Source organism: Tychonema sp. LEGE 06208 (genome assembly GCF_015207505.1).
Lineage (GTDB): Bacteria > Cyanobacteriota > Cyanobacteriia > Cyanobacteriales > Microcoleaceae > Microcoleus.
On record NZ_JADEWT010000154.1, the window covers coordinates 1 to 13,114 of the forward strand.

Annotated in this window: 12 protein-coding genes and 1 tRNA gene; 7 read left to right on the forward strand and 6 right to left on the reverse strand. The window is 44.9% G+C overall.

All coding sequences use genetic code 11. The features are described 5' to 3' along the window. The coding region (locus IQ263_RS28975) for a hypothetical protein (RefSeq protein ID WP_228050371.1) at positions 1–186 on the reverse strand (186 nt) is incomplete at its 3' end. 19 nt (positions 187–205) lie between these two features. On the opposite strand from IQ263_RS28975, the gene IQ263_RS25895 reads away from it, so the two are divergent. The 6 genes from IQ263_RS25895 (at position 206) to IQ263_RS25915 (ending at position 6,160) form a co-directional block, all read left to right on the forward strand. After that, positions 206–1,366, forward strand: a complete 1,161-nt coding sequence (locus IQ263_RS25895) for an amino acid ABC transporter permease (protein ID WP_194070964.1) — start codon at positions 206–208, stop codon at positions 1,364–1,366. Between the two features lie 33 nt (positions 1,367–1,399). Beyond that, positions 1,400–1,525 (forward strand): hypothetical protein, encoded by a 126-nt coding sequence (locus tag IQ263_RS29550; protein ID WP_255515933.1) that lies wholly within the window; start codon positions 1,400–1,402, stop codon positions 1,523–1,525. Positions 1,526–1,657: 132 nt separating this feature from the next. Next, positions 1,658–2,854: an amino acid ABC transporter permease gene (locus IQ263_RS25900; protein ID WP_194070965.1), complete on the forward strand. Its 1,197-nt coding sequence runs from the start codon at positions 1,658–1,660 to the stop codon at positions 2,852–2,854. A gap of 167 nt (positions 2,855–3,021) precedes the next feature. Then, positions 3,022–3,774 carry an amino acid ABC transporter ATP-binding protein gene (locus IQ263_RS25905; RefSeq protein WP_194070966.1) on the forward strand — a complete coding sequence of 251 codons (753 nt, stop codon included), beginning with the start codon at positions 3,022–3,024 and terminating at the stop codon, positions 3,772–3,774. A gap of 116 nt (positions 3,775–3,890) precedes the next feature. Next, entirely contained in the window at positions 3,891–5,939 is a 2,049-nt protein-coding gene (gene uvrC / locus IQ263_RS25910) for an excinuclease ABC subunit UvrC (protein ID WP_194070967.1), read from the forward strand. Between the two features lie 150 nt (positions 5,940–6,089). Continuing rightward, positions 6,090–6,160: transfer RNA gene (locus tag IQ263_RS25915), tRNA-Gly, on the forward strand. 183 nt (positions 6,161–6,343) lie between these two features. On the opposite strand, the gene IQ263_RS25920 is transcribed toward IQ263_RS25915, so the two are convergent. The 5 genes from IQ263_RS25920 to ispD form a co-directional block, all read right to left on the reverse strand. Further along, entirely contained in the window at positions 6,344–6,583 is a 240-nt protein-coding gene (locus IQ263_RS25920; protein WP_228050372.1) for a hypothetical protein, read from the reverse strand. A gap of 68 nt (positions 6,584–6,651) precedes the next feature. Continuing rightward, positions 6,652–8,214 carry a circadian clock protein KaiC gene (kaiC, locus tag IQ263_RS25925; RefSeq protein ID WP_194070968.1) on the reverse strand — a complete coding sequence of 521 codons (1,563 nt, stop codon included), beginning with the start codon at positions 8,212–8,214 and terminating at the stop codon, positions 6,652–6,654. Between the two features lie 195 nt (positions 8,215–8,409). Then, positions 8,410–8,724 carry a circadian clock protein KaiB gene (gene kaiB / locus IQ263_RS25930; protein ID WP_006632119.1) on the reverse strand — a complete coding sequence of 105 codons (315 nt, stop codon included), beginning with the start codon at positions 8,722–8,724 and terminating at the stop codon, positions 8,410–8,412. A 167-nt stretch (positions 8,725–8,891) separates the two neighbouring features. Next, positions 8,892–9,827 (reverse strand): circadian clock protein KaiA, encoded by a 936-nt coding sequence (locus tag IQ263_RS25935; RefSeq protein ID WP_194070969.1) that lies wholly within the window; start codon positions 9,825–9,827, stop codon positions 8,892–8,894. 977 nt (positions 9,828–10,804) lie between these two features. Next, a complete protein-coding gene (ispD, locus tag IQ263_RS25940) occupies positions 10,805–11,488 on the reverse strand; it encodes a 2-C-methyl-D-erythritol 4-phosphate cytidylyltransferase (RefSeq protein WP_194070970.1) in 684 nt (227 codons plus the stop codon). A gap of 169 nt (positions 11,489–11,657) precedes the next feature. Between ispD and IQ263_RS25945 the strand changes: the two genes are divergently transcribed. Continuing rightward, positions 11,658–12,620 (forward strand): glycosyltransferase family 9 protein, encoded by a 963-nt coding sequence (locus tag IQ263_RS25945; protein ID WP_194008176.1) that lies wholly within the window; start codon positions 11,658–11,660, stop codon positions 12,618–12,620. Positions 12,621–13,114 lie beyond the last annotated feature (494 nt).

Genomic DNA, 13,114 nt, shown 5'->3' on the forward strand with positions numbered 1-13,114 from the left:
CCAATAACCAATAACCAATAACCAATAACCAATAACCAATAACCAATAACCAATAACCAATAACCAATAACCAATAACCAATAACCAATAACCAATAACCAATAACCAATAACCAATAACTAATAACCAATAACCAATAACCAATAACCAATAACCAATAACCAATAACCAATAACCAATAACCAATAACCAATAACCAATAACAATGATGAAACTGCTGCGGGACGATCGCTTGTGGAAAATAGTCGGACAGGCGATCGCCCTAATTTTAGTAATAACTGTAATCGCCATTTTTTGGGACAATATCAGCGCCAATTACACGCAACTAGGGATAGAATTTGGATTTGACTTTCTCAATTCCCAAGCATCCTTCGACATCGGCGAAAGCGTAATTCCCTACAGTCCCGAAAATACCTACAGACAAGCTTATTTTGTCGGTTTAGTCAACTCGCTGCGGGTAATGGGTCTGGGGATTATTTTCACAACAATTGCGGGCGTGACGGTAGGAATTGCGCGCCTTTCCGACAACTGGTTGCTGCGAAATTTGGCTGCTTTGTACGTAGAAGTTCTGCGAAACACGCCCTTATTGCTGCAATTATTTTTCTGGTATTTTGCAGTGTTCATTTCTCTGCCAAAACTGGAAGATAACCCGCAGATGAAAGGGCCGATTTACTTGACAAATCGCGGTATTGCTGTACCTTGGCCTGCACCTTTGCCCGGTTTTGAGATTTGGTTGATTTTGTTAACTGTTGGAGTTTTGGCGGCGGCGGGGCTGTGGATGTGGCGGGGGCGGGTGATGCTGGAAACAGCGAAGCCGGGAAGACAGTTATTTTGGGCGGCCGGTGCGATCGGGCTAAGTGCGATCGTAGCTTTAATTATCACCAAAAATCTGCCTTTGCGCCTAGATTTTCCCCGCCTGACACCAGCATTGCAACTGCAAGGAGGATTAAAAATAACTCCAGAATTTGCAGCCTTAGTAACAGGACTCAGCTTGTATACTGGGAGTTACATTGCAGAAATTGTCCGCGCCGGAATTCAGTCAGTATCCCGAGGCCAGTGGGAAGCGGCAAAATCTTTGGGACTAAAATCGGGAACCGCGATGCGGATGGTAATTTTGCCGCAAGCTTTGCGGGTGATTGTGCCGCCTTTAACCAGTCAGTATCTGAATTTAGCTAAGAATTCGAGTTTAGCGGTGGCCGTGGCTTATCCCGATGTTTACTTTGTAGTGGGTTCTCCGACGTTGAATCAGACCGGTCGGGCGATCGAAGCAATGCTAATTATCATGGTAACATACCTAACAATTAGTTTAATAGTTTCTCTATTCATGAATTGGTACAATCAAACCGTACAACTCAAGGAAAGATAAAAAATTAATTCTCCTTACAATAAGGACAATCAAATGGCTTACAGTGACTTCAGTTTAAGTAGCGTCTTAAAAACATTTCAATTAAGTTATTCTGAAACTGCTAATTTGTTTGCGAACGAACAGAAACTAGCCGTCAAAATTTTAGAAATTTTAGTATAGCGGTTTTCTGGCTTGGTGAAGTATGCCCTGTTTGCCCTATGCCCACGGAGGCCTATGCCCGCGAGAACACCTCATGTTACTGAGAAAGACTATAAGTGCAATTAGAAATTAACCACTAACCACTCAAGAATTATGGAAAAAACCCCCATACTACCGCCTCCTCCCACCGAATCACCCACACCTTGGAATTGGGCGCGCAAAAACCTATTTAGTACCTGGTACAACTGCATTTTTACAGTAGTTTGTCTGATTGTCGGTTTCCAAACTATCAAAGGAATTATCGTTTGGGCTACAACAAAAGCTCAGTGGCGGGTATTAGAAGCCAACTTACCGCTATTTTTTGCGGGCAGATTTCCCAGCGAATCCTACTGGCGGCTGTGGATAGTGGCGGGAATAATTGCTTTTTTGGGAGGCTTGACTTGGGGAAATATTCAGCGGGAAGAACGACTTTGGAATGCGCCTACATTGATTTTACTCGGTGCTGCGGTTGTCGGTGCGCTGATTTCGCCGATCGACCAAACCTCTCGCTTCTACCTCTTAGGAATTATTATCGCAGCCATCGTCGGCTACGTCACCGCCAGACAAGTCAACCCTAAAATCATGGGTTGGATGCCAGGAATTTGGGCTTTATCCTTCCCGCTGATTTTGTGGCTAATTAAAGGCGGGTTAGGTTTGAGAGAAGTCTCGACAAATGATTGGGGCGGTTTAGTGTTGACGCTGTTTTTAGCAATAATTAGTATTGTGCTTTCCTTTCCCTTGGGAGTATTGCTAGCCTTGGGGAGACAAAGTTCTTTGCCCGTCGTCAAACTGCTTTCAACATTATATATTGAAATCGTTCGCGGTTTGCCATTAATTGGCATTTTGTTTTTAGGTCAAGTGATGCTGCAATTATTCTTGCCGCCGGAATATCCCAAATTAGATAGAGTCGTAAGGGCGATCGCGGGATTAACATTATTCAGTGCGGCATACTTGGCAGAAAACGTGCGCGGGGGCTTGCAAGCCGTACCCAGGGGACAAATAGAAGCGGCAAGGGCGATCGGGCTAAACACACCGCTACTGACAATTCTCATTGTACTACCCCAAGCGTTGCGAACAGTCATTCCGGCGATCGGCGGTCAATTCATCGGATTATTCATGGATACATCCCTACTTGCCCTATTTGGAATGTTAGAATTAATCGGAATATCCCGCGCAATTTTAGCAAATCCATCATACATCGGCAGGTACGCCGAAGTTTACATATTCGTCGGCCTAATTTATTGGGTATTTTGCTATTCAATGTCATTAGCTAGCCGCAAACTAGAACGCAGTCTCGAAAAAAGTTATTAGTTGTTGGTTATTAGTTGTTGGTTATTGGTTATTGGTTACTGGTTACTGGTTATTGGTTATTGGTTATTGGTTATTGGTTATTGGTTATTGGTTATTAGACAAGTTTTCTACAGGAATTTCTATCAGCGTTCATCAGCGTTAATCAGCGGTTAACAAATAAAACAAACATGGAAACTCAATCCACAAATCCCGAAACAGTAATCGTAGCAGAAAATGTCCATAAATGGTACGGAAAATTTCACGTACTGCGAGGCGTTAGCATGAACGTAAACCGAGGCGAAGTCGTCGTCATAATGGGCCCGTCCGGTTCGGGAAAATCCACATTTATTCGTACTTTCAACGCCTTAGAAGCATATCAGCAAGGTAAAATAACGATCGACGGAATCGAACTTTCCCACGACTTGCGGAACATCGAGACAATTCGCCGGGAAGTAGGAATGGTATTTCAACAATTCAACCTGTTTCCCCACCTATCAGTCTTACAAAACGTCATGCTAGCGCCCGTATGGGTGCGCCGCTGGCCCAAGAAAAAAGCCGAAGAAGCAGCAATGCAACTGTTAGAAAGAGTGGGAATTTTGGAACAAGCACAAAAATATCCCGGACAGCTATCTGGCGGACAGCAGCAACGGGTAGCAATTGCACGTTCTTTAGCAATGCAGCCTAAAATTATGCTTTTTGACGAACCAACATCAGCATTAGATCCAGAAATGGTGCGAGAAGTTTTAGATGTGATGCGAAATTTGGCGGAAACTGGAATTACAATGGTAGTAGTAACTCACGAAGTCGGATTTGCGCGCGAAGTAGCGGATCGCATTGTATTGATGGACGGCGGCGTTTTAGTGGAAGAAGCCGGGCCGGAAGAGTTTTTTCAGAATCCGAAGGAAGAACGCACCCGCAAGTTTTTATCTCAGATATTGTAACTAATTTTCAAGTTTAATCGGTGAATTTGGCGGCGGTAGCAGCCGTAAAAAAAGACAGAATTAAGGTAAAATAAAAAAGTGTACAATCAGTCTCTATTTTGCTGAGATAGCTTGCAATGCCATCCACAAAAACTCTGCCGTTAGTTAAAGACTCGGAACGCCTAGAAAGTCGCCTCAAAGAAATTCCGGCGGTTCCTGGTGTATACTTAATGCGAGACGAGAGCGATCGCATCCTTTACATCGGTAAATCAAAAAAACTGCGAAATCGCGTCCGTTCCTACTTCCGCGAAAGCCAAAACCTCAGTCCCCGCATCGCGATGATGGTACAGCAAGTGCGGGAAATCGAATTCATCGCCACCGACACAGAAGCGGAAGCTTTAGCATTAGAAGCAAACCTTGTAAAACAGCACCAACCTTACTTTAATGTCCTCCTTAAGGACGATAAAAAATATCCCTATTTGTGCATAACTTGGTCGGAAGAATACCCGCGCATTTTCATCACCCGTAAACGTCGCGCCAGCAGTGCAAAAGACCGCTACTACGGCCCCTACGTCGATACAGGGGCGCTGCGGAGTACGCTGCATTTAATCAAGCGGATTTTTCCCCTGCGACAGCGCCCTCAGCCGCTGTTTAAAGACCGTCCCTGTTTGAACTACGACATCGGCCGCTGCGTCGGCGTTTGTCAAGGGCTAACTTCGCCGGAAGAATACCGCAAAATTATCCAAAAGGTAGCGATGATTTTTCAGGGAAGGACTCAGGAGTTGCTGGACATTCTGGAACCGCAAATGGAAAAAGCAGCGGAAGATTTAAACTTTGAAACTGCGGCGCGGATCCGAGATCAAATTAAGGGTTTGCAGTCTTTGAGTGCTGGTCAAAAAGTGTCTTTACCCGATGATACGGTTTCTAGAGATGCGATCGCCCTTGCAGCCGGCACTCAGCACGCTTGCGTTCAATTATTCCAGATTCGTGCCGGCCAATTAGTCGGAAGACTGGGATTTATTGCAGAAATACCCTCCCAACCGCCCCTTACCAATGGGGGGCAAGAGTTGTCTCAACTTTCTGTTTCCTCCCCTCTTTGCGAAGGTGGGGAAGCGGGGGTGGAACCGGGAGCAATTTTGCAGCGGGTGTTGGAGGAACATTATCAAAATGTCGAATCTGTAGAAATTCCCAGCGAAATTTCAGTGCAGTACGAATTGCCAGAAGCGGAAATATTAGCAGATTGGTTGAGCAATCGTAAAGGACGAAAAGTGACAATTGTGACTCCGCAGCGCCAAACTAAGGCGGAGTTGATTGAGATGGTGGAACGCAATGCTGAGTATGAATTGGCGAGAATGCAGAGATTGGGCGATCGCAATTCTCAAGCAATGGAAGATTTAGCAGAACTTCTCGATTTGCCCGAACTGCCGCACCGCATAGAAGGTTACGATATTTCTCACATCCAAGGTTCGGATGCGGTAGCTTCCCGCGTCGTATTTATTGATGGTTTGCCGGCCAATCAACACTACCGCCATTACAAAATTAAGAATCCTGAAATTAAATCGGGTCATTCTGACGATTTTGCGAGTTTAGCAGAAGTTATCGGTAGGAGATTCCGAAAGAATCAGGAAAAAGAAAGTTCGGCAACGAACAATGTACGGGATTTAACGGATCAAAGTAATGAAAATGAATTGAGTAATTTAGGATTGCGGCAAGAAGTCAGTAGTTTATCTTCGGTTTCTCATACTATTTCTGACAAACCGGATTTGATTATGATAGATGGTGGCAAAGGTCAACTGTCAGCAGTTGTGGCTGTTTTGCGGGAGATGAATTTGCTAGATGAGTTGCGGGTTGTCAGTTTGGCTAAGCAGCGAGAGGAGATATTTTTGCCGGGGGAATCTTTGCCGCTGCCCACTAATTCTGAGCAGCCAGGGGTACAATTATTGCGGCGGGTGCGGGATGAGGCGCACAGATTTGCTGTGAGTTTTCACCGGGATCAAAGAAGTCAGAGAATGAAGCGATCGCGCCTTGATGATATTCCGGGATTGGGACACCACCGGCAAAAACTGTTGTTAGCGCATTTTCGGTCGATCGACTATCTGCGTTTAGCGACTCCCGAACAGTTGGCAGAAGTTTCTGGGATTGGCCCGCGTCTGGCGCAGCAAATCTACGATTATTTCCACCCGTAAAGCCTTTGGTAGCCTGGGAAAGGGAGATTTTTAGCTGATTGGGCGATCGGGCTCCAAGTCCCGATTTAGCCCTTGGGAGGGACAACTTAAAAAATTTTGCACAGGCCTATTGCAATTTTTAGAAGCTTGTGTTATATTTGGATTCTGTGTGCGGGCATAGTTTAGTGGTAAAACTTTAGCCTTCCAAGCTAACTATGCGGGTTCGATTCCCGCTGCCCGCTTACGAATATATGAGCCTCAAATCAACGATAAATCAACGGTTTGAGGCTTTTTATTGCCTAAATTACCAGGCATTAGGGCGTTGAGGTAACTAGAAATTGGATACAAATTAGCCACCTATCACCCTGTTGACACTAAATTGGATACAAATTGGATATGATTTTGTATCCAATTTAGACCTGTACTCAGTCCCTGTCCCCCAGTAGATCCAACACCGCCTCCATATCTGCCAAGTCAGCCCTCGACTTTTTGCGCCGCCCTTTCAACTGGTTGAGCAAGTCTGCCGGCTCTGGAAAATCCGCGTCGGTCGGAGCCACATTTTGATTTGCTTCCCGATCGCGCGTGAATCCTGGAGTCCGCAACCCAAGAACGGACTCGCATTCCGCACTACGAACCAATTTCGTCATTGTCAATCGATCGTACATGGTATGAGTTTCTCAACAACAGCTATAATAGTGTTTGCTAAGAGCACCCTAAAACCGACTGTTTGCTATTAAATATCGTCATCATCTGGGCCCTGTACCCCCTGAATAATCCGCGATAACTCACTCTTCTCATTAATGGCAATCCGAGTCGGAGAACCGCTGATCACCCGTTCGTAGCCGCGGAACGAATCTTTAATTTGCGGCCCCCGTTCAGTAATCGTATATTCCCGAATCCCTTTGTCGTGCCACGAACCGCGCATTTTAAACACATTAATTGCCCGCGACATTTCCCCGCGAATTTCTACATACTGCAGCATGATAATCGTGTCAGTAATCGTAGAAATATGGGAGTCAGTAATCGAATGAGAACCCATAAACTGATCGCTGGTATTTGTAAAAAAGCCAGTGATTTCTTCCTGCTTCGCAAAACCCGTTACCCCAATCACAAATTGCCTAAAAGCATTATTGCTGACACCCCTAGCTAAGGCCGACAGCGAGTCAATAGCAATTCGAGAAGGTTTGAATTCCGCAATTTCTGATTTAATCGTCTGCAAGTGGTCTTCCAAACCCGCAGATTCCGGGTAAGTACACAGCAGTTTTAGCAGTCCTTTCTGTTCCATTTCTTCAAAATCAATGCCCCAAGAATAAGCATTGCGGAACAACTGAGCCCGCGATTCTTCATAGGCAAAAAGCAGCGCCCGATTGCCGTTCATGCAAGCATTTTGCAAGAACTTGCTTACCAACAGGGTTTTGCCGGTTCCCGTTGCACCAGTAGCTAAAATAATCGAGTCTTTAAAGAAACCGCCGCCGCACATCTCGTCGAGAGTTTTATCGCCGGAAGAAACCCGCACGTTAGAAGACTTTTGAGTTAATCGCATCGCTCCCAATGGGAAAATATTAATGCCGTCATTAGTCATAGTAAAAGGATATTCGCCTTTCATGTGAGTTGTACCGCGCAACTTCAAAATTTCCATTGTGCGGCGGCGGCGTTCTCCTTCTAAAACGTTGCGAACAATTACTACATTATCCGATACAAATTCTTCCACTCCAAATCGGGCCACAGGGCCGTATTCTTCCAGCCTTTCGGTAGTCATAACTGTAGTTGCACCTACTTGTTTGAGGCGCGCAACTAAGCGAAAAATTTCTCGGCGCACTACCGATGCAGCGTCGTACTGCTGAAATACTGCTGTCACTGAATCTATAGAAACGCGCTTGGCTTTGTACTTGCGAATGGCGTATTGAATTCGTTCGATTAAGGCTGATAAATCAAAATTTCCCACGATATCCTGACCTTCTGGGTCGGGGGAAGCGTCCAAAATAAATAGCTTGCCTTCATCGATTAATTTTGCGAGATTCCAACCGAAACTGCACGCATTTTTAATAATATCTGTTGGTGATTCTTCAAAAGTTACGAGGACTCCCGGTTCGTCAAAATGGGTGATTCCGTTATAGATAAATTGTACGGCAAATAAAGTTTTTCCTGTTCCTGATGTGCCGCTGACTAGGGTGGTTCTGCCGACTGGCATTCCGCCGTGACTGATGTCGTCAAAACCTTCAATCATCGTGCGAATTTTTTGAACTCCTGCAGTTACATTTTTTTCTGGTTGTACTGTTTGAATAATTTCATTCATATGGATTTTTGTGAACTCTCAGTATTCTTTAGTTGTGAATCATTAACTTTTCTAGTGGTGTCCGCGTTCGTACTGGCTTATATAACCCGTGCGAACGGGGACAGTTCTATAACAAAAAAATGCTTTTTACAAAAATGAGATGCTCCCATAACTAATAACTAATCACTGCTGACTAATGACTGTCACCCGATCGTCTTATGAATTCAGGTCTTCTTCGCGGAGTTCTTCATAGAGCAAATCTAATCCTATCAGAACTTTCTCGCGATCGGACAAATCGCCAATAATTTTTCGCACCGGGGGCGGCAGGATTTTCGCCAGAGTCGGGGTTGCCAAAATTTTGTCCTCTTCTGCGAGTTGAGGATTTTTGAGAACGTCTATGACTTTCAGGGCGTACACTCCTTGAAACTCTTGTTCTAGGATGTCCTTTAGGGTTTTCAAAGCTCGCACTGAGTTGGGAGTATTTCCAGCAACATAGAGCTTGAGAACGTAGGTTTTTTTGAGAGGACTCATGAACTTTTATAGATGTTGAGTATGAGTTGTCAGATGTTAGTTGTAGTTGTTATTTGTGTTAAGTCTGCTGTTCTTTGTTATTTTATAATAATTGCTGCTTTCCGATCGCCCTATCGAACGTCTTATCCTTTCTATTTTTGTAAATTTTAGCTTCTGCTTTCTTCCTTCTACTCTCTAGGTTTAGATGTCTCTTTTGGAATCGATCGCCTGTACATTTCGCACAGATGAGCGATCGCGTCAATCAGAGTCAAGCGGTAATCGAGCAATATTTCCTCGCTGCGCCCTTCTAATTTTAGCTGTTTAGCAAACTCCTCCATCAACTCCATATGAATTTCTACAATTTGAGTAACGGGAACGTCAGCAAAAAAAGCCAAATTGACAAATTCATCTATTTGATTGTTGACGGCAGTATCTTCAGAAAAATAATGCAAAACGATGTCGCGATAACTTGACTTGAGTTGCTCCAAGAACTTTTGCTTGTCTGACTCAGACAGATTTCGCAAAAAAATCTGGGAATTTCTTTTATAATACACACCTAAGTATCCTAATCGCTCCCGTAATTTTTCCGCAAGTCGGCGCTGCTGTCGGCTTAGTAAACTTTGAGCAGTCAATAGGGTTGTCGGATCGACTTTTGCGGATTGCTCGTTGAGAGGAACTAAAGTTGAAAGTTTGAGAAATTGCCCGATCGCCCGATCGATAGCTGCAGTTATTTCGCTCGATCGGGCGATCGGCAGTTGCACCTCCGCAGGGTGGTAAAAAAAAGTACAACTTTGATCTTGACTCTTGTCGGCATTACTGGGCTGCGTCTCAAAACTATCTGAAAGTGGTGCTTCGGGTATTTCATGCTCCCCGGGCTGGGGCAAAAAAATCACAGCAGGCAAAAAGAGCGATCGTTCTTGCAGCTTGCTGAGGAGTTCGCGCCGAGTTCCATCTACCTCAACAACCAAACAATCGAGGTGGTAACTGTGCTTCAGAAATCCCAAAAACTCCACCGCCGACTTGATATGGGTTAAAGCATAGCGATCGCCCCTCAAAAGCTCGATCGCCGAGCCTGCGAGTTCCTGTGAGCGGACAAAAATACCGATCGACAGTTGAGGAAGCAAAGCTGTAGGTGAAACACCGGTGGTGCCCGAAAGTGCTGGATCGCTCAGAGTTGATATCTCCTTTACAAAAAACTTAACATTTAAAAACTCATCGAAAACCTAACGAACTATCAATACTTTCAGCCATTTAGCAGGCACTCTCTAGGAACGGTCTAGCAAAACACCGTTTTTAGATGCCTTCAGACCTTACAGGGACTGACTTGCTACCTACAGTGTCGCTTAGTTGCTACCGCCATACAAGCAAACTCATCTAGAAATAGTCTAGAGTTTGGTTACTTGGCGCAAAAAAACCTTGGCTTTGCGTCGCGAAGGGGCAAATGTCGGTCAAACGCTGTTCGCTCCGATCCTGATTTTATTTTTATACCGCTAAATTAGGCAGGGCTGATTTAACCCTCCTAAAATAAGTATCATGTCAAGCATTTAAGAGATGAAAAAAAGCAGTACAAATCTGATTGAACAAATGAGGATCATCTGTGTTTTGTATTTATATATAGCCTTTTTCAGAAAGATGAGGGCATAGGGCATAGGGCATCGGGCATCGGGCATCGGGCATCGGGCATAGGGCTCTCCTCACTTTTTTGATAACCGCTATAGTGTTCTCTCCTCATCGAGTGTTGTACGGCTAGGTTTTCAGGGACAGCACTATCATAAAAAAATGCTTTTTGCCAAACTAAAGATGATCCCAAAAAACAAGAAACGCCTTCGCGTCATCAAAAATAACTAGCAAAAAATTCTCTAATTATTCCTCGTAAAAAACCTCACTCAATTTGAGATTTTCCATGTTTCGATTTGAGATTTACTTGCTGCTGGGTGAATCACGGGAATTGGAATTCTTGTCTAAAATTTCGCTCTTTCCACGACGCTATCCGTTTTTGGGTGAATAAAAAAGCTAAAAAACAGGTTTATGAAAGAAGAAGCGGCAGTTTGAACCGCTTCTTTTTTGACAAAACCCGTACGGGAAGTTTGTTGAAGATAATTTATCCGAATCTTTGGCGCAAAATGAATTCTGCTACGCTCAAATCAACGGGCGTTGTCACCTTCAAATTTGTCTCTTCTCCCTCAACAATTCGCACGGCTAAACCGCATTTTTCAAACAAAGCGGCATCGTCTGTAACTTCCCAACCCTTTTGTCGCCCTTGTTCGTGACACTGCTTTAATAATTTCACTTCAAATCCTTGGGGAGTCTGGGCCGCCCACAAATTGCTTCTGTCCGGCGTGTCTCGCACAATCCTAGACTCGTCCACCACCTTAATGGTATCCTTGACCGGGACGGCGACAATCAAGCCCGGACAGCCCAACAGAGCTTCTGCCGAGCGATCGAACAATTCAGGAGTTGCCAAACACCTAGCGCCGTCGTGAATCAACACTCGATCGGCATTTGGTGGCAAAGCCTGCAAACCGTTGTAAACTGACTCTTGCCTGGTAGCCCCTCCTAGAATCAGTTCCACAGGCTTCACCAAAGCTAAATCGACCAGAATTGCCTTAAAATCTGGAAAATCGTCAGGCTGTCCCATGATGCCGATCCAACTAATCTGCCGCGAAGCTTCAGCAGCAGCCAAAGTCCAACTCAGCAAAGGTTTAGAGAGCAAATTCAGCAGCAGTTTATTCCGCTGACTCCCCATCCGCCGCCCCGAACCGGCCGCCGCAATCAATAAGTGCATTAACTAACCCTTCTTTACCAACTAGGTATATATTAAAAGCGTCCTGTACTTTTGGGTCAGTTGTTTAGCTGTCAGCCAGTAGCTTTTAAAGTCTAAAAATACTATAAGCTGATAGTGGAAGACCGATAGCTGAGAGCTACCTAGATAGATAATAGCCCGATCGTTTATGATGCGAATACTAGCACTTGTCCCTGGCGGGATTGGCGACCAAATTTTATTTTTCCCCACCCTTGACGACCTCAAGCAGTCTTATCCAGACTCTCAGATTGATGTCATCGTGGAACCGAGGGCAAAGGGCGCTTACCGAGTCTGCAAGTCCGTCAAAGAAGTCTTGACGTACAATTTCAAAGACCGCAACGCTATGGCAGATTTGGGCAATTTACTGGGCGTAATTCGCGATCGCGAATACGAAGCAGTTGTTTCCCTCGGCCAGCGGTGGACTGTAGGACTTCTGCTGTGGCTGACCGGCATTCCGCAGAGAGTTGGCTATTTAGGAACCAACGGCGCTCGATTTCTCACCGATGCCGTACCTCTAAAAACTGACCAGTACGCTGCCTCAATGTATCACGATTTGCTGCAAGGATTCAACATTAAAAATCCTTGTCCGCCCCTGGCAATTAATGTACCAAAACAGGATATTCAGTGGGCAGAAGCCGAACAGCAGCGGTTAGGTGTAAAAGAAAGCGGTTACATTCTGATTCACGGCGGTTCCAGTCAGCTAGCCCTGTCTAAAGGTATTGACAAAATTTACCCTACAGACAACTGGAGACAAATCATCGAAGACTGTCAGCAACGGCAGCCTAATTTGCCCGTTGTTGTTGTGAAAGGCCCCGAAGATGCAGCCTTCGTAAACAAGTTAGTCGAACTTTGTCCGAAGGTAAAAGTTATCTCGCCGGATGATATCGGCAAATTAGCCGCCACTATTGCTGCTGCTAATTTGATGATGTGTACCGACAGTGCGCCGATGCACTTAGCTGTAGCGGTTCAAACTTATACAATAGCTTTGTTCGGCCCGACTGAACCTGCAAAATTGCTGCCACCGGGCGATCGATTTTTGGGCATAAAATCTCCTACTGGTAAAATGGCTGACATTTCTCCTCAAGAGGTTTTGAAGAAGGTTTGGGGCGGCTAGCTTTGTTTGAGAAGAGGGCGGGTTTTGTACAAAAATTATTTATTATTTACAACATTCTTGTACAAAACCCGGTCTGACAAACTCACTCTTGGACGCACGGGCAGTCTGTCGATTTTAGATTTTAGATTTTAGATTGACTCCCAGAGCAATTTTGGATATTGAACAAAAGTCTAAAACTGTACTCTTTCCAATCAGGAGTCAAGGTGGCACGGTATCCGTTTTTTTTGTTCAAAAACCTGATTTTGTCACGAAAATACTTGTTCTTCATCCGCATATTAGATAAAAAAATCCGGTTTCGAGGAATCGGAAATGTACGAGATCGTATCCGGTAGATTACCCCGTTTGTAGTGCGGACTTCAGTCGGCAACAAGAGCCTACTTCAGTTCGCACTACGAACCTGTGTAAACGTGGGGTTAATCGAGCGGATAAGCTGTTGCTCATATATATTGTGTATGGCGATTGAGGGTCCGATGGGGATCAGGGGAGAAGGGGAG